General features: G+C 71.9%; 21 protein-coding genes. 11 read left to right on the top strand and 10 right to left on the bottom strand.

All coding sequences use genetic code 11. The features are described 5' to 3' along the window. Nucleotides 1-8 precede the first annotated feature (8 nt). The gene (locus CRP49_RS24995; RefSeq protein WP_097255409.1) at nucleotides 9-740 is read right to left on the bottom strand and encodes a ZIP family metal transporter; all 732 of its coding nucleotides are present in this window, start codon (nucleotides 738-740) and stop codon (nucleotides 9-11) included. Nucleotides 741-835: 95 nt separating this feature from the next. Here CRP49_RS24995 and cobM point away from each other — a divergent pair, with 95 nt between their 5' ends. Genes cobM through cobC form a run of 6 tightly spaced genes read left to right on the top strand, consistent with a single transcriptional unit; the run spans nucleotide 836 to nucleotide 7,147 of the window. Beyond that, nucleotides 836-1,654: a precorrin-4 C(11)-methyltransferase gene (gene cobM, locus CRP49_RS24990; protein ID WP_097255408.1), complete on the top strand. Its 819-nt coding sequence runs from the start codon at nucleotides 836-838 to the stop codon at nucleotides 1,652-1,654. Beyond that, the gene (gene cbiE / locus CRP49_RS24985) at nucleotides 1,651-2,886 is read left to right on the top strand and encodes a precorrin-6y C5,15-methyltransferase (decarboxylating) subunit CbiE (protein ID WP_097255407.1); all 1,236 of its coding nucleotides are present in this window, start codon (nucleotides 1,651-1,653) and stop codon (nucleotides 2,884-2,886) included. The genes cobM and cbiE overlap by 4 nt, the downstream gene beginning before the upstream one ends. Further along, nucleotides 2,883-4,583: a precorrin-3B C(17)-methyltransferase gene (gene cobJ / locus CRP49_RS24980; RefSeq protein ID WP_097255406.1), complete on the top strand. Its 1,701-nt coding sequence runs from the start codon at nucleotides 2,883-2,885 to the stop codon at nucleotides 4,581-4,583. Before cbiE ends, cobJ begins: the two co-directional genes overlap by 4 nt. Beyond that, nucleotides 4,580-5,170, top strand: coding sequence for a precorrin-8X methylmutase (locus tag CRP49_RS24975; RefSeq protein ID WP_097255405.1), 591 nt, complete (start codon nucleotides 4,580-4,582; stop codon nucleotides 5,168-5,170). The genes cobJ and CRP49_RS24975 overlap by 4 nt, the downstream gene beginning before the upstream one ends. Then, the gene (locus CRP49_RS24970; RefSeq protein ID WP_097255404.1) at nucleotides 5,167-6,102 is read left to right on the top strand and encodes a sirohydrochlorin chelatase; all 936 of its coding nucleotides are present in this window, start codon (nucleotides 5,167-5,169) and stop codon (nucleotides 6,100-6,102) included. The genes CRP49_RS24975 and CRP49_RS24970 overlap by 4 nt, the downstream gene beginning before the upstream one ends. Continuing rightward, a complete protein-coding gene (gene cobC, locus CRP49_RS24965) occupies nucleotides 6,092-7,147 on the top strand; it encodes an Rv2231c family pyridoxal phosphate-dependent protein CobC (RefSeq protein WP_097255403.1) in 1,056 nt (351 codons plus the stop codon). Before CRP49_RS24970 ends, cobC begins: the two co-directional genes overlap by 11 nt. 17 nt (nucleotides 7,148-7,164) lie before the next feature. Here the strand turns inward: cobC and CRP49_RS24960 are convergent, their stop codons facing one another. The 5 genes from CRP49_RS24960 to CRP49_RS24940 form a co-directional block, all read right to left on the bottom strand. Further along, a complete protein-coding gene (locus tag CRP49_RS24960; protein ID WP_097255402.1) occupies nucleotides 7,165-8,067 on the bottom strand; it encodes an SCO1860 family LAETG-anchored protein in 903 nt (300 codons plus the stop codon). A gap of 143 nt (nucleotides 8,068-8,210) precedes the next feature. After that, a complete protein-coding gene (locus CRP49_RS24955; protein ID WP_097255401.1) occupies nucleotides 8,211-9,302 on the bottom strand; it encodes an amidohydrolase family protein in 1,092 nt (363 codons plus the stop codon). A 42-nt stretch (nucleotides 9,303-9,344) separates the two neighbouring features. Beyond that, a complete protein-coding gene (locus CRP49_RS24950) occupies nucleotides 9,345-10,139 on the bottom strand; it encodes an amino acid ABC transporter ATP-binding protein (RefSeq protein WP_097255400.1) in 795 nt (264 codons plus the stop codon). Further along, nucleotides 10,136-10,969 (bottom strand): amino acid ABC transporter permease, encoded by an 834-nt coding sequence (locus CRP49_RS24945; RefSeq protein ID WP_097255399.1) that lies wholly within the window; start codon nucleotides 10,967-10,969, stop codon nucleotides 10,136-10,138. The genes CRP49_RS24950 and CRP49_RS24945 overlap by 4 nt, the downstream gene beginning before the upstream one ends. A 4-nt stretch (nucleotides 10,970-10,973) precedes the next feature. Continuing rightward, nucleotides 10,974-11,816, bottom strand: a complete 843-nt coding sequence (locus tag CRP49_RS24940) for a transporter substrate-binding domain-containing protein (RefSeq protein WP_097255398.1) — start codon at nucleotides 11,814-11,816, stop codon at nucleotides 10,974-10,976. A 167-nt stretch (nucleotides 11,817-11,983) separates the two neighbouring features. On the opposite strand from CRP49_RS24940, the gene CRP49_RS24935 reads away from it, so the two are divergent. The 5 genes from CRP49_RS24935 (at nucleotide 11,984) to thpD (ending at nucleotide 16,516) form a co-directional block, all read left to right on the top strand. Further along, nucleotides 11,984-13,090, top strand: a complete 1,107-nt coding sequence (locus CRP49_RS24935; protein WP_097255397.1) for an alanine--glyoxylate aminotransferase family protein — start codon at nucleotides 11,984-11,986, stop codon at nucleotides 13,088-13,090. 297 nt (nucleotides 13,091-13,387) lie between these two features. Beyond that, nucleotides 13,388-13,906 (top strand): diaminobutyrate acetyltransferase, encoded by a 519-nt coding sequence (ectA, locus tag CRP49_RS24930; protein ID WP_097255396.1) that lies wholly within the window; start codon nucleotides 13,388-13,390, stop codon nucleotides 13,904-13,906. A 13-nt stretch (nucleotides 13,907-13,919) separates the two neighbouring features. Further along, nucleotides 13,920-15,191, top strand: a complete 1,272-nt coding sequence (gene ectB / locus CRP49_RS24925) for a diaminobutyrate--2-oxoglutarate transaminase (protein ID WP_097255395.1) — start codon at nucleotides 13,920-13,922, stop codon at nucleotides 15,189-15,191. A 30-nt stretch (nucleotides 15,192-15,221) separates the two neighbouring features. Next, a complete protein-coding gene (locus CRP49_RS24920) occupies nucleotides 15,222-15,626 on the top strand; it encodes an ectoine synthase (RefSeq protein ID WP_094214712.1) in 405 nt (134 codons plus the stop codon). Continuing rightward, nucleotides 15,623-16,516: an ectoine hydroxylase gene (thpD, locus tag CRP49_RS24915; RefSeq protein ID WP_097255394.1), complete on the top strand. Its 894-nt coding sequence runs from the start codon at nucleotides 15,623-15,625 to the stop codon at nucleotides 16,514-16,516. The genes CRP49_RS24920 and thpD overlap by 4 nt, the downstream gene beginning before the upstream one ends. A gap of 140 nt (nucleotides 16,517-16,656) precedes the next feature. On the opposite strand, the gene CRP49_RS24910 is transcribed toward thpD, so the two are convergent. The 4 genes from CRP49_RS24910 to CRP49_RS24895 all read right to left on the bottom strand — a co-directional run bounded on the left by CRP49_RS24910 (nucleotide 16,657) and on the right by CRP49_RS24895 (nucleotide 19,776). Beyond that, the gene (locus tag CRP49_RS24910; protein ID WP_097257524.1) at nucleotides 16,657-17,718 is read right to left on the bottom strand and encodes an aminotransferase class V-fold PLP-dependent enzyme; all 1,062 of its coding nucleotides are present in this window, start codon (nucleotides 17,716-17,718) and stop codon (nucleotides 16,657-16,659) included. 97 nt (nucleotides 17,719-17,815) lie between these two features. Beyond that, complete coding sequence (locus CRP49_RS24905; RefSeq protein ID WP_097255393.1) at nucleotides 17,816-18,532, bottom strand: DsbA family oxidoreductase; 717 nt, start codon at nucleotides 18,530-18,532, stop codon at nucleotides 17,816-17,818. 65 nt (nucleotides 18,533-18,597) lie between these two features. Then, complete coding sequence (locus CRP49_RS24900; RefSeq protein ID WP_179851744.1) at nucleotides 18,598-19,110, bottom strand: GNAT family N-acetyltransferase; 513 nt, start codon at nucleotides 19,108-19,110, stop codon at nucleotides 18,598-18,600. Between the two features lie 57 nt (nucleotides 19,111-19,167). After that, nucleotides 19,168-19,776 carry a DUF1349 domain-containing protein gene (locus tag CRP49_RS24895; protein ID WP_097255392.1) on the bottom strand — a complete coding sequence of 203 codons (609 nt, stop codon included), beginning with the start codon at nucleotides 19,774-19,776 and terminating at the stop codon, nucleotides 19,168-19,170. Nucleotides 19,777-19,795 lie beyond the last annotated feature (19 nt).

Here is a 19,795-nt window from a genome sequence, read left to right as displayed (position 1 = left end):
CGGGGCGGTCAGCCGCCCGAGATGCCGACCACCAGCCAGATGAAGGCCGCGCCGGCCACCGTGCACAGGACGGTGGAGCGGGCCGGGTGTTCGTGGTGGGCCTCCGGGAGGATCTCGGCGGCGGCGAGATAGAGCAGGACTCCGCCGAAGAGGCCGAGATAGCCGCCGAGCACCGGTCCCGGGATGTGGAAGAACGCGGTCGACAGCGCGCCCACCAGGGGTGCGCAGGCGTCGGCCACGAGCATGCCTATCGCCCGGCGGCGCGCGTTGCCGTACAGGTTGGTGAGGGTGAAGGTGTTGAAGCCGTCGGCGAAGTCGTGCGCGATCACGGCGAGCGCGACGGACGTGCCCATGCCGCCGCCCACCTGGAAGGCCGCGCCGATCGCCACCCCGTCCATCGCGCTGTGGCCGACCATCGCGGCGGCCGCCGTCAGGCCCACCTCGGGCGCCCGGTGGTCGTGCTCGCCGGCGCCGTGGGCGGCCCTGCGGGCGGCGAGGAGACGTTCCACCAGATGGGCCAGCAGGAAACCGGCCACGAACAGCAGCAGGGCCGCGGGTACGCCGAAGACCTCGCGGTCGGCCGCGTCCAGCGCCTCCGGCAGCAGGTCCAGGCCGACCACGCCCAGCATCAGGCCGCCGGCCAGACCCAGGACCAGGTGGCGACGGTCGGTCACGCGCTGTGCCGTCCAGCCGCCGGCCAGCGTCATCAGGAACGCGCCGAGCGCGACAAAGACCGCCATGGGCCCTTGGTATCCGATGGACCCCCGATCGCGCACATCCGGCCACGTTCCTACCCCGACACACCGTGACATTTCGTACGAGAGGACCCCTCCCCATGGCCGATGCCCCCACCGGCAAGGTGACCTTCGTCGGTGCCGGCCCCGGCGCCGCCGACCTGCTGACGTTCCGCGCCGCCCGCGCGATTGCCGAGGCCGACGTGGTGATCTGGGCGGCCAGCCTGGTCCAGGCGGAGGTTCTGGAGCACGCGCGCGAGGACGCGGAGATCCTCGACTCGGCGACCATGTCCCTGGAGGACGTCGTCGCCGTCTACCGTCGGGCCCTGGCCGAAGGCCTGCAGGTCGCCCGCATCCACTCCGGCGACCCGGCGCTCTGGGGCGGTACCCAGGAGCAGCTGGACCGGTGTGCCGAGATCGGGATCGCGACGGAGATCGTGCCGGGCGTCTCGTCCTTCTCCGCCGTCGCCGCCCTCGCACAGCGCGAGCTGACCATCCCGGAGGTCGCCCAGTCCGTGGTGCTGACCCGGCTGGGCGGCGGCAAGACACCGATGCCGCCCGGCGAGGAGGTGCGCGAGTTCGCCCGGCACGGCACCACCATGGCGATCTTCCTGTCGGCGGCGCGCAGCGGCCAGCTGGTGCGGGAGCTGCTGGAGGGCGGATACCCGACGGACACCCCCGTGGTCGTCGCGTACCAGGCGACCTGGCCGGAGGAGCTGGTCGTGCGGTGCACGATCGGCACGCTGGAGGAGACGGTCAAGGAGCACAAGCTCTGGAAGCACACGCTCTTCCTGGTCGGCCCGGCCCTGGACGCCCACGGGACCCGTTCGCACCTGTACCACCCGGGTCACTTCCACGGCTTCCGCAAGGCCGACCCGGAGGCGCGGCGGGCGCTGCGCGAGCGGGGGGCGAACAGTTGATCACGGTCGTCGGTACGGGGACGGGGGCGCCGGTGCCCGCTGACGTCCTCGCCGGGGCCGCTCTGGTCGTCGGCGGGCGGCGCCATCTGGACGCCGTACGGCTGCCCGAGGGCGCGGAGCGGATCGTGCTCGGGCCGTTGGGGCCCGCCCTGGAGACGGTCGCGGAGTACGTCGGCAAGGAGCTGCCGGTGGTCGTGCTGGCCTCCGGGGATCCCGGGTTCTTCGGGATCGTGCGGGCGCTGGCCGAGCGGTTCGGCGCCGGGCGGCTGGACGTGCGGCCCGGGGTGTCGTCGGTGGCGACCGCGTTCGCGCGGATCGGGCTGCCGTGGGACGACGCGGTGGTGGTGAGTGCGCACGGGCGGGATCTGCGGACTGCCGTCAACGTGTGCCGGGCGCACCCGAAGGCGGCCGTGCTCACCGGGCCCGGCGCCGGGCCCGCCGAGCTGGGTGCCGCGCTCGGCGGTGACCGCCGGGTCCTCGTCGTGGCGAGCGCGCTCGGCGATCCGGAGCGCGAGCGCGTGGAGCGGGTGACGCCCGCCGAGGCCGCGGCGCGGGACTGGGGTACGGCGGTGAGCGTGGTGCTGTGCCTGGACGAGACCCGGGCTCTCGGCGGGCTGCGCACGGTCGCCGGGGTGCCCGCGCAGCCGGACCGGTGGGCGCTGGACGAGAGCGAGTTCGCCCACCGGGACTCGATGATCACCAAGTTCGAGGTGCGGGCGCTCGCGCTGGCCCGGCTCGGGCCGCGCCTGGGCGACCTGGTGTGGGACGTCGGCGCGGGCTCGGGTTCGGTGGCCGTGGAGTGCGCGCGGCTCGGCGCGGCCGTCGTCGCCGTCGAGAAGGCCCCGGACGGGGTCGAGCGGATCCACGCGAATGCGCGGGCGCACGGTGTCGACGTGCGCGTGGTGCACGGCTCGGCGCCGGACGCGCTCGGCGAACTCGACGATCCCGACGCCGTGTTCATCGGCGGTGGGGGGCGTGAGCTGCCCGCCGTCGTCGGCGCGTGCGCGCGGCGGGCGCGGCGGACCGTCGTCGTCGCGATGGCCGCCCTCGACCGGGTGCCGGCGGCGCGCGCGGCGCTGACGAGTGCCGGGTTCGCCTGCGACGGCGTGCTGTTGCAGTCGTCGCGGCTGGCGCCGCTGCCGGGTGACGTGACCCGGCTGGCGGCGACCAACCCCGTTTTCCTGCTGTGGGGCGTCAGAACCCCGGCGTCTAGTGAAGGAGTTACACAGTGATCGGCCTCATTTCCGCCACCGCGGCGGGGGCGGCGGCGCGCGACCGGCTGGCCGCGGCCTGGCCGGACCGTGCGCGGGTGTACGACGGTCCCGTCGGGGAGGCCGTCCGGGCCGCGTTCGCCGAGTGCGAGCAGCTGGTGTGCTTCCTGGCGACGGGCGCGACGGTACGGCTGCTCGCGCCGCTGCTCGGCGACAAGGCGGCGGACCCGGGTGTGGTGTGCGTGGACGAGGGCGGCCGGTTCGCGGTGTCGCTGGTCGGCGGGCACGGCGGCGGCGCCAACGAACTCGCCCGTGAGGTGGGCGCGTTGCTGGGGGCCGAACCGGTCGTGACGACCGCGACGGACGCCGTGGGGCTGCCGGGTCTCGACACCCTCGGGTTCCCGTTCGAGGGCTCGGTCGCCACGGTGTCCCGGGCTCTGCTGGACGGCGAAGGCGTCGTCCTGGTGGCCGAGGTGCCGTGGCCGCTGCCTCCGCTGCCGACCGCGCCGCAGGGGTCGTACACCGTCCGGCTCACGGATCGTGCCGTCGCACCCGGCGAACGGGAGGTGCTGCTCAGGCCGCCGTCCCTGGTGGTCGGGGTCGGCTCCTCCAAGGGTGCCCCGGCCGAGGAGGTGCTCGGGCTGGTCGAGGACGCGCTGCGGGAGGCGGGGCTCTCGCCGAAGTCGTTGGCCGAACTCGCCACCGTGGACGCCAAGTCGGAGGAGCCCGGCATCGTCGCAGCCGCCGAGCGACTGGGGGTGCCTCTGGTGACGTACCCGGCCGAGGTGCTGGCGGCCGTGGAGGTGCCCAACCCGTCGGACGCCCCGCTCGCGGCCGTCGGCACCCCCTCCGTCGCCGAGGCGGCCGCGCTGGTGCGCGGCGGTGAACTCCTCGTCCCCAAGCGGAAGTCCGAGCGTGCCGACGGGCAGCCGGCCATGGCGACCTGTGCCGTCGTACGACGTCCGGGGCGCGGGCGGCTCGCGGTGGTCGGGCTCGGCCCCGGCGCCCGGGACCTGCTCACCCCGCGCGCGGCCGCGGAGCTGCGGCGGGCGTCCGTGCTGGTGGGGCTCGACCAGTACGTCGACCAGATCCGCGACCTGCTGCGGCCCGGCACCCGGGTGCTGGAGTCGGGGCTCGGCGCCGAGGAGGAGCGGGCCCGCACGGCGGTCGCCGAGGCCCGCAAGGGGCATGCGGTGGCGCTGATCGGCAGCGGGGACGCGGGCGTGTACGCCATGGCCTCCCCCGCGCTCGCCGAGGCGTCCGACGACATCGACGTGGTCGGCGTGCCCGGTGTGACGGCCGCGCTGGCCGCCGGGGCGATCCTCGGTGCGCCGCTGGGCCACGACCATGTGTCGATCAGCCTGTCCGACCTGCACACGCCGTGGGAGGTCATCGAGCGGCGGGTGCGGGCGGCGGCCGAGGCGGACATCGTGGTCACCTTCTACAACCCGCGCTCCCGGGGCCGCGACTGGCAGCTGCCCAAGGCGCTGGCGATCCTCGCCGGGCACCGGGAGCCGACGACGCCCGTCGGTGTCGTACGCAACGCCTCGCGGCCGGACGAGTCCAGCCGGCTGACGACGCTGGCCGCGCTCGACCCGGCGTCGGTCGACATGATGACGGTCGTGACCGTGGGCAACACCGCGACCCGGGACATCGCGGGGCGCATGGTGACCCCGCGCGGCTACCGCTGGCAGGCAGCGCAGGAGGGCGCCAAGTGAACCGTGTGGTCCACCCGATCGAGCAGGAGTCCTTCCGGCGGCTGCGCGCCCGCCTGGACACCTCGCACTTCCCGCCGCTGACCCGGGCGGTGGTGGAGCGGGTCATCCACTCCGCCGCCGACCTGGAGTACGCGGCCGACCTCGTCACGGACGAGGGCGACCTGGTCAAGGCGCATGCCGCGCTGCACGCCGGGGCGCCCGTCGTCGTGGACGTGGAGATGGTCGCGGCCGGCATCACCCGGCGGGAGACCGTGTGCCGGCTGAAGGACGCCAAGGCCGGGCCGGGGCTGACCCGTTCGGCGCACGCGATCCGGCTGGCGTACGAGGAGGTCGGGCCCGGCGCCCTGTGGGTGATCGGCTGTGCGCCGACCGCCCTGGAGGAGCTGCTGACCCTGGACGCCTCCCCGGCGCTCGTCATCGGCCTGCCCGTCGGCTTCGTCGGCGCGGCCGAGTCCAAGGAGGCGTTGCGGGCGAGCGGGCTGCCCGCCGTGAGCAACGTGTCCGAGAAGGGCGGGTCGGCCGTGGCCGCGGCCGCGCTCAACGCCCTGCTGTACCACCCGCTTTCGCATTCCGAGGAGACATCGTGACCACCCCGCCGCCCGCCCTGCTCATCGCCGGCCATGGCACCCGGGACGAGGCCGGAGCCGAGGCGTTCCGCGACTTCGTACGGGAGCTGGGCCGCCGCCACCCCGACCTGCCCGTCGCGGGCGGTTTCATCGAGCTGTCCCCGCCGCCGCTGGGCGAGGCCGTCGCCGAGCTGGTCGAGCGGGGCGTACGGCGGTTCGCGGCCGTGCCGCTGATGCTGGTGTCCGCCGGGCACGCCAAGGGTGACATCCCGGCCGCGCTGACCCGTGAGAAGGAGCGGCACCCGGGGATCTCGTACACCTACGGCCGCCCGCTGGGCCCGCACCCCTCGCTGCTGTCGGTCCTGGAGCGGCGGTTGGACGAGGCCCTCGGGGACTCCGTGCGCACGCCCGAGGACCGGGCCGATGTGACCGTGCTGCTGGTGGGCCGGGGTTCGACGGACCCGGACGCCAACGCCGAGGTGTACAAGGCGGCCCGGCTGCTGTGGGAGGGGCGCGGGTACGCCGGTGTGGAGACGGCGTTCGTGTCGCTGGCGGCGCCGGACGTGCCGAGCGGTCTCGACCGCTGCGTGCGGCTGGGGGCGCGGCGGATCGTCGTCCTGCCCTACTTCCTGTTCACCGGCATCCTGCCGGACCGGGTGCGGCAGCAGACCGAGGGCTGGGCGGCCGCGCACCCGGAGGCCGAGGTGCGCTCGGCGGACGTCATCGGGCCCGAGCCGGAGCTGCTGGACCTGGTGATGGAGCGGTACGAGGAGGCCGTCAAGGGCGACCTCCGGATGAACTGCGACTCCTGTGTGTACCGGATCGCGCTGCCGGGCTTCGAGGACAAGGTGGGACTGCCGCAGCAGCCGCACTTCCACCCGGACGACGACGGCCACCACCACGGGCACGGGCACCACCATCACGGGGGGCACTCGCACAGCCATGCACACTGACGACACCGGGCACGATCTGCGTCATCACGGGGACGCCGAGGTCCGTGACGACGGGGCCGCGCTGGTCGACCTCGCGGTCAACGTGCGTGCGGACACGCCCCCGGCGTGGCTGCGGGAGGAGATCGCCCGGTCCCTGTCGTCGCTCGCGGCCTACCCGGACGGGCGGGCCGCGCGGGCGGCGGTGGCGGCGCGGCACGGGCTGCCGGCGGAGCGGGTGCTGCTGACGGCGGGGGCGGCGGAGGCGTTCGTGCTGCTGGCGCGGGCGCTGAAGGTACGCCGGCCGGTGGTCGTGCACCCGCAGTTCACGGAGCCGGAGGCGGCGCTGCGGGATGCGGGGCACACGGTGGACCGGGTGCTGCTGCGGGAGGCGGACGGCTTCCGGCTGGATCCGGCGGCCGTCCCGGAGGACGCCGACCTGGTGGTGATCGGGAACCCGACCAATCCGACGTCGGTCCTGCACCCGGCCGCCACGATCGCCGGACTCGCCCGGCCGGGGCGGACGTTGGTGGTCGACGAGGCGTTCATGGACGCGGTGCCGGGTGAGCGGGAGGCGCTGGCCGGGCGGACCGATGTGCCCGGCCTGGTCGTGCTGCGCAGCCTGACCAAGACGTGGGGGCTGGCCGGGCTGCGGATCGGCTATGTGCTGGCCGACCCGGAGGTCATCGCGTCGCTGGAGCGGGCGCAACCGCTGTGGCCGGTGTCCACACCCGCCCTGGCCGCGGCCGAGGCGTGTGTGGCGCCGCGGGCGCTGGCGGAGGCGGCGCACGCGGCCCACCGGGTCGCGGCGGACCGGGCGCACCTGGTGGCCGGGCTGGCCGCGTTCGCCGACCGGGGTGTGCGGGTGGCCGGTCCCGCCGAAGGGCCGTTCGTGCTGGTCCGTATGCCGGGCGCCGCCGCGGTACGGCGGCGACTGCGCGAGCTGGGCTACGCGGTGCGGCGTGGGGACACGTTTCCCGGGCTGCACGACGACTGGATACGGATGGCCGTACGGGACAGGGCCACGGTGAACGGATTCCTGGCGGGGCTGGACCAGGCTCTGGGCTGACCCCGCCAGGAGTTCCGTCAGCTCTTCCGGCGTCGGGCCACCGTCACCGCTCCCCCGCCCAGCAGCACCAACGCCAGCGCGCCGCCCGCGATGTACGGCGTCGCCGAGCTGCCGCCCGTCTCCGCCAGGTCGGCACGGGCGCCCTGGGCCTTGACGTCGGAGGCCGGGTCGTGGCTCGGGGCCGGGTGTCCGGTGGGTGCGTGCATCGGGGACTCGCAGGTGGCCTTGGCCAGGGTGATCGTTCCTTCGACCTCGGCCACGTTGAGCTTCAGCGGGTTGACGGAGACCTTGAGTTCGAGGGCCGTCGCGGCTGCCGTGCGCGTCGTGGTGCTGTGCTGGGAGAGGTCGAGGCGGACCTCGCCGACGCCGGGCACCTTCACCTCGGTCGGCCCGCCCGCGGTCAGCGTGACGCGCTTGCCGAGGACCGTGACGGCACCGAGGACGTTCGCGGCGGCGACGGGTCTCTTGCCGACCTCGCAGGTCGCCTTCGCGGTGACCGTGCCGACCTCCACGAGGGAGAGCAGGGGCAGGCCCGGGACGTACAGCCTGGCGTGGGCGAGGCGGACCGAGCCCTCGGCGAGCTTCTTGTCCACCGTGGCCCTGGCCGATGCGACCTCCGCGCCGAGGACGGTGAACGGCTTGCCGCCGTTCACGCCGTCGAGCCGGGCGGACAGCGCGGTCCTGTCGGCGCTCTCGGGCGCCTGGACCTCGTTCAGGGTGACCGCGAGCGGGACGTTCACGGTCTTGTTGAGCAGGGACACGTCGAGCCCGGTGCGGAGCACGACGGCGGAGGCGCGACCGTGGTCCGTGGTCGCGTGCGCGGCGCCCGCGCCCAGGACCGCGGGACCTGCGGCGAGGGCGGTGACCGTCGCGACCGTGGCGAGACGGCGTGCGGGCATGCGGAAGTTGTTGCTGTTCAAGGCGGTGGGACCCCCAGACGGAACTTGCTTGGGACCCGTCAACCTTGTACGCACTGTGGGTGAACGGTCAGCGATCCTGGGTCACTTCACTCAAACGTGGATATCCCGCACGCCCCTTCGAATCACTGGGCACACGTGTTCCCTCAGTCGATCACCACCCCGTTGAGCACCACCCGGCGCGGTGCCGCCAGCACGCGTACGTCCGCGCGCGGGTCGGCCTCGTACACCACCAGGTCCGCCGGAGCCCCTTCGTCCAGTCCGGGGCGGCCGAGCCACCTCCGGGCTCCCCAGGTCGTCGCCGACAGGGCCTCGACCGGCGGGATGCCGGCGGTGACCAGTTCCGCCACCTCCCCCGCGACCAGGCCGTGCGGGAGGTGGCCCCCGGCGTCCGTGCCGACGTACACCGGGATCCCGGCGTCGTAGGCGCCGCGCACCGTGTCGTAGCGGCGCTCGTGCAGCCGGCGCATGTGGGCCGACCAGCGCGGGTACTTGGACTCGCCGCCGTCGGCGAGCTGGGGGAACGTGGCGATGTTGACGAGGGTGGGGACGATCGCGACACCGCGCTCGGCGAAGAGGGGGATCAGGTCCTCGGTGAGGCCGGTGGCGTGTTCGATGCAGTCGATGCCGGCCTCGACCAGGTCCTGGAGGGAGTCCTCCGAGAAGCAGTGGGCGGTGACGCGGGCGCCAAGACGGTGGGCCTCCGTGATGGCCGCCTCGACCGCCTCGCGCGGCCAGCACGCCGACAGGTCGCCGAGGTCGCGGTCGATCCAGTCGCCGACCAGCTTCACCCAGCCGTCCCCGCGCCGGGCCTCCCGGGCCACGTAGGCGACCAGGTCGTCGGGCTCGATCTCGTGGGCGTAGCCGCGCATGTAGCGGCGGGTGCGGGCGATGTGCCGGCCGGCCCGGACGATCTCCGGGAGGTCCTCACGGTCGTCGACCCAGCGGGTGTCGGCGGGCGAGCCCGCGTCGCGGATCAGCAGGGTCCCCGCGTCCCGGTCGGTCAGCGCCTGCTTCTCGGCCTCGGCGTCGTCGACCGCGCCGTGCGGCCCCAGGCCCACATGGCAGTGCGCGTCGACGAGGCCGGGCAGCGCCCAGCCCTCGACGGTCCGGATGTCCTGGGCACCGGCGGGACGGTCGAAGGAGATGCGGCCCCCGACCACCCACAGCTCGTCACGGACGTCCTCGGGCCCGACCAGGACCCGGCCCTTCACGTGCAGCACCGTGTGATCGCTCATACACGGCACCTTAGTGAGCGCCGGCTCGGTCCCGTTAGTGAGCTAGGACTCGCTCTTCCCCACCTGGTCCGAGGTCTCCTCCTCCACCTCGGCCATCGCCGGGTCGAGCAGGCGGGACAGGAAGTGGCGGGTGCGCTCGTGGCGGGGGCTGCCGATGACCTGGTCGGGGCTGCCCTCCTCGACGATCACGCCGCCGTCCATGAAGACGACCCGGTCGGCGACCTCACGGGCGAAGGTCATCTCGTGGGTGACGACCATCATCGTCATGCCCTCGGTGGCGAGCATGCGCATGACGGCGAGGACGTCGCCGACCAGTTCCGGATCGAGCGCCGAGGTCGGCTCGTCGAACAGCATCACCTCGGGGCCCATCGCCAGGGCGCGGGCGATGGCCACGCGCTGCTGCTGGCCGCCGGAGAGGGAGGACGGATAGGCGTCCGCCTTCTCGGACAGGCCGACCCGGGCGAGGTTCTCGGCGGCGATCTTCGCTGCCTTGGCCTTGTCCCGCCTGAGGACCCGTCGCTGCGGGAGCGTGAGGTTCTCGGTGACGTTCAGGTGCGGGAAGAGGTTGAACTGCTGGAAGACCATGCCGATACGGCGGCGTACGGCGTCGATGTCGACGTCCGGGTCGGTGATCTCGGTGCCGCCGACGAAGACCTGGCCCTTGGTGGGCTCCTCCAGCAGGTTGACGCAGCGCAGCAGGGTCGACTTGCCGGAGCCGGACGGGCCGATGACGCAGACGACCTCGCCCTGGCCGATCTCCAGGTCGATGCCGCGCAGGACGTGGTTGTCGCCGAAGGACTTGTGCAGGTCCTGGACGCGGATCTCCGGGCGGCTCAACGGATCGCCTCCTTGGAATCGGACTCCATGCGGCGGACGACGAAGCCGAGCGGAACGGTGATGAGCAGGTAGCAGAGGCCGGCCACCAGGATCGGCGTGGAGTTCGCGGTCGTGCTGGCCAGGTCGTTGCCGAACTTGGACAGCTCGCGCTCCTCCAGGGTGACGCCGAGGAACAGCACCAGCGAGGAGTCCTTGAAGAGCAGGACCAGCTCGTTGGTCAGCGGCGGCAGGATGATGCGGAAGGCCTGCGGGATGATGATCGAGACCATGGCCCGGGTGGGCGAGAAGCCCAGCGAACGGGCCGCCTCCATCTGCCCCTTGGGCACCGCCTGGATGCCCGCGCGGATGGTCTCCGCCATGTAGGCGGCGGAGACCAGGCCGAGCGCGACCGCGACCTTGCCGTAGGTGCCGCCGGGGTACTGGATGTCCGGGAAGGCCAGCGGCACGCCGACGCCGACGAAGATGAAGATCAGCAGGGCGGGCAGGCCGCGGAAGATCTCGATGTAGATGCCGGCGACCCAGCGGTACGGCCCCACGGAGGACAGCCGCATCAGGGCGATGAGCATGCCGAGGGCGAGGCCCACGACGAAGCCGGACAGGGTGTACAGCACGGTGTTCTTGAGCGCCACCGTGATGACGTCCGGGAACATCTGCTCGGCGATATGGGCCTGCGCGAACTGGTTCTTCAGCCGTCCCCAGTCCGCCGAGGCCGCGAACGCGGCCACGGCGGCGACGAAGACGGCGTACTGCGCCCCGCGCGACAGCCTGCGCTTCTGGCGGCGCGTCAGGCCTGTTTTCCTCGGCTGGATCTGTGTGTCCGTCTCGGTCATGGGGTCAGGACGCGGACGGCGAGGCGGCGGAGGCGCTGTACGGGCCGATCCACTGCTTGTAGATCTTCTTGTAGGTGCCGTCGGCCCTGGCGTTCTTGAGGGCCTTGTTGATGGCGGCGAGCAGTGCGGTGTTGCCCTTCTTCACCGTGAAGCCGTACTGCTCACCGGTGTTGAGGTTGTCGACGACCTTGAAGGCGTCGGCGTTGGCCTTGTCCTTCAGCCAGCCCTGGACGACCGGGTAGTCGATGATGACGGCCTGGACCTGGCCGGTGCGCAGGCCGTTGAGGACCGCGTCGGAGGAGTGGAAGGAGACCGGGTCGAAGCCCTTGCTCTTGGCGTAGTCCTCACCGGTGGTCTGCGCCTGGGCGCCCAGCTTCTTGCCCTTGGCCTTGACGTCGGCGAGCGAGGTGACGCCGGCCTTCTTGTCGACCAGCACGGCCTGGGTGGCCTCGAAGTACGGGTCGGAGAAGTCGACGTTCTTCTTGCGCTCGGCGGTGATGGTCATGCCGGCCGCGGCCAGGTCGCACTGGCCGGAGTTGAGGAAGGCGCCGGTCTTGAAGTTCTCGAACGGCGTGTCGAGGACCTGCTGCTTGACGCCCAGGTCCTTGGCGACGAGGTCGATGAGGGAGACGTCGAAGCCCTGCACCTTGCCGTTGATCTCCGACTGGAACGGCGGGTACGGCAGGTGGGTGCAGGTGGTCAGCTGACCGGCCTTGACGAGGTGGACCCCCTTGACGGTGGTCTTGCCCCCCGAGTTGCCGGAGGAGCAGCCGGCCACAAGCACGAGGCCGGCCGTCGCGGTGGTGGCGGCCAGGAGGCGGGTCCGGCGCCCGAGGAGCGTTTTCATGGGGGATCTCCCTGTGGGGGAACTGTGGGTTCCGATTATAAGGAAAGGTTTGAGTCTCTCAAATCAAACCGATGGTTAGGGAGCCCTTCGACTTAAGATCGATGGAGTCACCCCCTGAACGACCCCCGAACGACCCCTGAACCCCCCCGACCGAAGAGAGCAGCGCCGTGACCCACCCCTTCCTCGATCTGCCCCCGCTGAGCGCCGAGCGGTTCGCCGCCATCGAGGACCGGGTGGCCCGATTGCTGGACACCCGCCAGGACGTCGTGATCACCCAGGGCGAGGCGCTGCTGCCGCTGGAGGGTGCGATCCGCGCGACCGCCGGTCCCGGCACGACGGCGCTGAACGTGATCACGGGCCCGTACGGCCAGACGTTCGGCAACTGGCTGCGGGACGCCGGCGCGACGGTGTACGACCTCTCGGTGCCCTTCCACAGCGCGGTGACGGCCGAGCTGGTCCGGGAGGCCTTCGCCGACCGTCCGGAGATCGACTTCGTCTCCCTCGTCCACGCGGAGGCGGCGACCGGCAACACCAATCCGGTCGCGGAGATCGGCGAGGTGGTACGGGAGCACGGCGCGCTGTTCTATCTGGACGCGGTCGCCTCGGTCGGGGCGGAGCCGGTGCTGCCGGACGCGTGGGGTGTGGACCTGTGCGTGATCGGTGCGCAGAAGGCGATGGGCGGCCCGGCGGGTGTGTCGGCGATCTCGGTGAGCGAGCGGGCGTGGGCCCGGATGGCGGCCAACCCGAACGCGCCGCGCCGCTCCTACCTCTCCCTCCTCGACTGGAAGGAGCGCTGGATCGACGGCGGCCGCACGGCACTGCTGCACGCTCCCGCCCAGCTGGAGATGCTGGCGCTGGAGGCGTGCCTGGAGCGGATCGAGTCGACGGGCCTGGAGACGGTGATGGCCCGGCACCGCGGCGCGGCGCTGGCGGTGCGCGCCGGCGCGGTGGCCCTGGGCGGGGGCCTGGAGCCGTATGTGTACGAGGCGAAGGACGCGGCACCGGTGGCGACGACCCTCCGGGTGCCGTCGGGGGTGACCGCCTCCGAGCTGGTGGCCCGGGCCCTGGAGAGCGACCCCGCCCTCCCGCTGGCGGCGGGCGGCGGCGCCCTGGCCAAGGAGATGATCCGGGTCAACCACTACGGCCCCGACGCCACGCCGGGCGCGGTGCGCAGCTGCCTCACGGCGCTGGGTGCGGCGCTGGCCGAGCGGGGGCTGGACGTGGATGTGCCGGGCGCGCTGCGGGCGGCCGAGCGGGCCGAGCCCGCCGCGTAGACCTTGAGGTTCCGGTCGCCGGTCATGCGATCCCCCCGAAATTCACGCGACCCACATTAATTCTGGCCGCTATTTCCAAAATTCAAATCGAGCACAGCTTCCCGTATTCTTCTGCCCGCTTTTCGCGAGGCTAAACAAAGAGGTTTCGCAGGGATTTCCAGGCTGTGACACACCCCACAACAGGGATGTTTTGTCATGATTTGATGTGGGACAACTCGGGCATTTCACCAGCCTTGACTCTCGCCCACGTCAACCCTCCCGTGCATTTCTGAATTCACCTCGCTAAATTCGTGCCGCATGACTGCCCGACCAGCGGACCTGCTCATCGACCGACCGGCGGTGACCGACGGAGCCTCGCTCTGGCGTCTCGCCAAGGACTCGAAAACCCTCGACCTGAACTCCTCGTACAGCTATCTGCTGTGGTGCCGGGACTTCGCCGGCACCTCCGCGGTGGCGCGCGGCGCGGACGGTGAGCCCGTCGGTTTCGTCACCGGGTACGTGCGGCCCGACCGCCCGGGCACCCTGCTCGTCTGGCAGGTCGCCGTCGACTCGGCCCACCGGGGTCTCGGCATCGCCGCCGCCCTGCTGGACGGGCTGACCGCCCGGCTCACCGCCGAGCGGGGCATCACCCGCGTCGAGACCACCATCACCCCCGGGAACACCGCCTCCGAGCGCCTGTTCACCTCGTTCGCCGCCCGCCACGGCGCGGCCCTCGCCCGCGAGGTGCTGTTCCCCGCCGACCTGTTCCCGGACGGCCCGCACGACCCCGAAGTCCTTTACCGCATCGGCCCGTTGACCCCCACCAACGCGCACTGAGGAGCGATTCACCGTGACCATCACCCAGCCCGACCTCAGCGTCTTCGAGACACTCGAGTCCGAGGTACGCAGCTACTGCCGCGGCTGGCCCACCGTGTTCGACCGTGCGCAGGGCAGCCGTATGTACGACGAGGACGGCCACGCGTACCTCGACTTCTTCGCCGGGGCCGGCTCACTCAACTACGGGCACAACAACCCGGTGCTGAAACGGGCGTTGATCGACTATCTGTCCCGGGACGGCGTCACCCACGGCCTGGACATGTCGACCACCGCCAAGCGGGCCTTCCTGCAGACCTTCCAGGACCTGGTGCTGCGCCCGCGCGACCTGCCGTACAAGGTCATGTTCCCGGGCCCGACCGGCACCAACGCCGTCGAGTCCGCGCTGAAGCTCGCCCGGAAGGTGAAGGGGCGGGAGGCGATCGTGTCGTTCACGAACGCCTTCCACGGCATGTCGCTGGGCTCCCTCGCCGTCACCGGCAACGCCTTCAAGCGGGCGGGAGCCGGCATCCCGCTGGTGCACGGCACGCCCATGCCGTTCGACAACTACTTCGACGGCACGGTCCCGGACTTCCTGTGGTTCGAGCGGCTCCTGGAGGACCAGGGGTCCGGCCTCAACAAGCCCGCCGCCGTGATCGTGGAGACCGTGCAGGGCGAGGGCGGCATCAACGTGGCGCGCCCGGAGTGGCTGCGAGCGCTCGCCGAGCTGTGCGCGCGGCAGGACATGCTGCTCATCGTCGACGACATCCAGATGGGCTGCGGCCGTACGGGTGCGTTCTTCTCCTTCGAGGAGGCGGGCATCACCCCCGACATCGTCACGGTCTCCAAGTCGATCAGCGGATACGGCCTGCCGATGTCGCTGTGCCTGTTCAAGCCCGAACTCGACGTCTGGGAGCCGGGCGAGCACAACGGCACGTTCCGCGGCAACAACCCCGCCTTCGTCACCGCCACCGCGGCCCTGGAGACGTACTGGAGCGACGGCTCCGCCATGGAGAAGCAGACCCGCGCGCGCGGCGAGCAGATCGAGCAGGCGCTGATCTCGATCACCGAGGAGAACCTCGCCGACGTGAAGGAGTACCGCGGGCGCGGTCTGGTGTGGGGCCTGGAGTTCCACGACAAGAGCCGTGCCGAGCGGATCGCCCGGCGGGCTTTCGAACTCGGGCTGCTCATCGAGACGTCCGGCCCGGAGGGCGAGGTCGTCAAGCTGCTGCCCGCGCTCACCGTCACGCCCGAGGAGCTGGACGAGGGCCTGAGCGTCCTCGCCCGGTCCGTCCGCGAGACCGCCTAGCACCATCCACCGAGGAGGAAGCACAGCACCGTGATCGTCCGATCGTTCAAGGACATCGAAGGCACCGACCGGCATGTGAGGGCGAAGTCCGGCACCTGGGAGAGCAAGCGGATCGTGCTCGCCAAGGAGCGGGTCGGCTTCTCCCTGCACGAGACCGTCCTGTACGCCGGGACCGAGACGTCGATGTGGTACGCCAACCACATCGAGGCCGTCGTCTGCGTCGAGGGCGAGGCCGAACTCACCGACCACGAGGCCGGGAAGACGTACACGATCACCCCCGGCACCATGTACCTCCTCGACGGGCACGAGCGGCACACGCTGCGCGTCAAGGAGGACTTCCGCTGCATCTGCGTGTTCAACCCGCCCGTGACCGGACGGGAGGACCACGACGAGAACGGCGTCTACCCGCTGCTGACCGAGCCCGAGGAGGTGTGAGAACCGTGACCGTCACCGATCTCTACCCCAGCCGCGGCCCCGCCGAGGTGTCCGTCCCCCGCCAGGACCCCGTCGTCTGGGGCGCCCCCGGCACCCCCGGCCCGATCCCGACCGCCGATCTCCAGGCGTTCGAGCGCGACGGCTTCCTCGCGATCGACCAGCTGATCACCGACGACGAGGTCGCCGTCTACCGGCGGGAGCTGGAGCGGCTCGTCGACGATCCGGAGATCCGCGCCGACGAACGGTCGATCGTCGAACCGAAGTCGAAGGAGATCCGTTCCGTCTTCGAGGTGCACCGGATCAGTGAGGTGTTCGCGAGGCTGGTGCGCGACGAGCGGGTCGTCGGGCGGGCCCGGCAGATCCTGGGCTCGGACGTCTACGTCCACCAGTCCCGGATCAACGTCAAGCCGGGCTTCGGCGCGAGCGGCTTCTACTGGCACTCGGACTTCGAGACCTGGCACGCCGAGGACGGCCTGCCGAACATGCGCACGGTGTCCGTCTCGATCGCGCTGACCGAGAACTACGACACCAACGGCGGTCTGATGATCATGCCGGGCTCGCACCGGACGTTCCTGGGCTGCGCCGGGGCCACGCCCGCGGACAACTACAAGAAGTCGCTGCAGATGCAGGACGCGGGCACGCCGTCGGACGAGGCGCTGACCGCGATGGCGGGCGAGTACGGCATCCGGCTGTTCACGGGCAGGGCCGGTTCGGCGACCTGGTTCGACTGCAACTGCATGCACGGGTCCGGCGACAACATCACCCCGTTCCCGCGCAGCAACGTCTTCATCGTGTTCAACAGCGTGGAGAACGCGGCGGTCGAGCCCTTCGCGGCGCCGGTACGCCGACCCACGTTCATCGGAGCAAGGGATTTCACTCCCGTGCGGTGAGCCGAACCCGGCCGGGGGTCCGGGGGTTGTCCCCCGGAAGATGCAGCATCGGAGCAAGGGATTTCACTCCGGTGAAGTGACCCCCTGAGCACCGGGCCGGGGCCTCCTCGTGTGGGACGGGAGGTCCCGGCCCGGTCGTGTCAGCCGGACAGCGCGTCCAGCAGGCGGTCCACGTCCGCGGTGGTGTTGAACAGGTGGAAGGCCGCGCGCAGGTTGCCCGCGCGGTCGGAGACCTCGATGCCGGCGCGGCTCAGCCCGGGCTGGCGGCCGCCGAGCCCGGGGACCGAGACGATCGCCGAGCCGGGTGCGGGCACGGGCTCGTGGCCGAGGGTCGCGAGCCCGGCCCGGAACCGGTCGGCGAGGGCCACGTCATGGGCGTGGACGGCGGCCATGCCGAGTTCCTCGATCAGGTCGAGCGAGCGGCGCAGGCCCGCGAAGGTGAACAGGGCGTGCGTGAGGTCGAACCGTCGTGCCGAGTGGGCGAGTTCGGCGACCGGGCCGTAACAGCTGTCCCACGGCTTCTCGCCCGCGACCCAGCCCGAGAGCACCGGGGTCAGTCCGCCGAAGTCCTCGGGGACCACGAGGAAGGCGGCCCCGTGCGGGCCGAGCAGCCACTTGAAGGAGACCGAGGCGGTGAAGTCGTAGGCGTCCGCGTCCATCGGGAGCCAGCCGGCGGCCTGGGAGAAGTCGACGTAGGTGCGTGCCCCGTGCGCGCGGGCGGCCTCCCGCAGGGCGGGCAGGTCGGCGATGCGGCCGTCGGCCGACTGGACGGCGCTGACCGCGACCAGTGCCGTGTCCGGGCGGACGGACTCGGCGATCCGCTCCAGCGGCACCGTGCGGACCTTGAGGTCGCCGCGGACGTGGAAGGGGTTCAGCACGGAGGTGAAGTCGTCCTCGGCGGTGAGGACTTCGGCGCCGGCGGGCAGCGAGGCGGCGATCACGCCGGTGTGCGCGGCGACCGAGGCGCCCGCCGCGACCCGGGTGGCCGGGACTCCGGCGAGCCGGGCGTAGGCGGCACGGCAGGCCTCCACGTCCTCGTACAGCGAGGTCAGCGGCCGGCCCTCGGCCCGCAGCAGCGCCGCCTCGTGCAGGGCGGCGACGGTGCGGGCGGGCAGCAGGCTGTTGCTGGCGGTGTTGAGGTAGGTGCTCTTCGGGGTGAACTCGGCGCGGACGAGGCTCTCGAACGTCTCCGTGGTCTCCATGGGTCCACTCTGCGGCCCGATGAAGTCGTAGTCCATTGCGGATTTTTACGTGGTTCCGCTTAGGAACACTTATACGTCCGCGCCGACCTGCGGTTTCTCAGTGCTGCGGCACCGCGCACCCGTCCGGGCCACAGGCCTCGGCATCACCCTGGTCGACCAGCTTCAGCGGGGACCGCTCGCCCCAGGCCTGGGTGAGCGCCTGGGTGAAGACCTCGGCGGGCTGGGCGCCGGAGACGCCGTACGTGCGGTCCAGGACGAAGAAGGGCACACCGTTCGCGCCGAGCTGGGCGGCCTCGCGCTCGTCGGCGCGGACCTCGTCGGCGTACGCGGCCGGGTCGGCGAGCACCGTGCGGGCGGCCTCGGCGTCCAGGCCGGCCTCGGCGGCCAGCTCCACCAGGCGTTCGTCACCCTCGGTGAACACGGACCGCTCCTCGGCGAAGTTGGCCCGGTACAGGATCTGGATCAGCTCGTCCTGCCTGCCCTGCTCCTTGGCGAAGTGCAGCAGGCGGTGCATGTCGAAGGTGTTGCCGTGGTCGCGGTCCCGGGTGCGGTAGTCCAGGCCCTCGCCGGCGGCCTGGGCGCCCAGGTTCTCCTCGCCGGCCTGGGCCTGCGCCTCGCTCATGCCGTACTTCTTGGCGAGCAAGGTGATCACCGGCTGGACGTCGCCCTTGGCGCGGCCCGGGTCCAGCTCGAAGGAGCGGTGCACCACCTCGACGTCGTCGCGGTGCGGGAAGGCAGCCAGCGCCTTCTCGAAGCGGGCCTTGCCGACATAGCACCAGGGGCAGGCGATGTCGCTCCAGATCTCGACGCGCATGTCTTCGGCTCTTTCCAGCTCGTACGGGCGCGGAGGCTCTCTCCGCCCAGTACCTGAACCTTCAATCAGCGACGTTCATTCCCGGGCACGGAGAAGCGCAGGAAGAGGTGGTGGTCGCCCTCGGCCGGCGGGTTCTCCGGGTCGGGGATCCAGCCCTGGCGGGCGTAGAAGGCCTGGGCTCGCGCGTTGTCCGTATGGACGTCGAGTACGGCCGTCCGCTTGCCGTCGACCTGCCACTCCTCCACACAGGCCGCGTGCAGGGCCGTACCGATACCGGCGCGCCAGTGGCCCGGGTCGACGTGGAACTGGAACAGCTTGACCGTTTCGGTGGGGGCGCCCTCCGGAGTGCGGAAGGAGGCGATGCCGACGATCCGGCCCCGCTCCACGGCGCACAGCACATGTGCCTCGGGGCGCTCGATGGAACCTCTCCAGGCCTCGACCCAGTCGAAGTCGGCCTGCGGGAGCCCGTCCGGGTAATAGGTCGAGCGCGCCCGGACATGCAGATCGGCGATGACCTCGGCCTCGGCGGGCAGGGCGGTGCGGAGCACCAGGGCACCGTTCACGCGTTCACTGATCATGCAACGGAGGACGTACGAGCACCGGCCCCGGTTCCGTACCCCGCCCTGCCCCTCGGCTCAGCTGCCGTCTCTCAGGTCGTCCGGCCAGGCGGGCCGGAACTCGATGTGGTCGTAGGTCACCACGCACCCCTCGCCCATCGGCGACTGGGTCATGAAGCCGATCAGGGCCGCGTCGGTCTCCTTCTCCTCGCCGAGGGTGAAGAGCCGGACGAAGGTCCAGCGCTCGCCGTCCCGGGAGGCGTGGAAGGCGAAGGCCCGTCCGGTCCGGCTGACCCGCAGCCAGACCGAACTGCCCTCCACGGCGAAGGAGTTCGCGTCGTCGGAGTGTCCCCGGGTGACCACCGTGCAGACGGTGGGCACGTCCGGGGAGTACTCCAGACAGAGCTTGGCCCAGGCGCGTTCGCCGACGTGGACGTAGAGCACTCCGGCGTCGAAGGCCGCGCCGAACCCGACGGTGACCCGGGCTATCAGCTGGAAGTCACCGTCGGGCGCCCCGAGCAGCCGGGGCGCGTCGGAGGCGGGCTCCAGGGCCTCTCCGGTAGGCGTGACGAACCGATCCTGCCGGGGTCCGGCCCATCCGGTGAGCACACCCCCCTCGTAGGACCAGTTGCCGTCGGGTCCGTAGGTGCGCAGCGGGAAGGGAAGTTCGGGAAGTTCTACGTCCATTGCGCGAGTGTCCCAGGTT

It is taken from the genome of Streptomyces sp. Ag109_G2-15, from assembly GCF_900215565.1.
GTDB lineage: Bacteria > Actinomycetota > Actinomycetes > Streptomycetales > Streptomycetaceae > Streptomyces > Streptomyces diastatochromogenes.
Note: the sequence above shows the minus strand (reverse complement) of the source record. Positions and strands in the feature narration are given on the sequence as shown.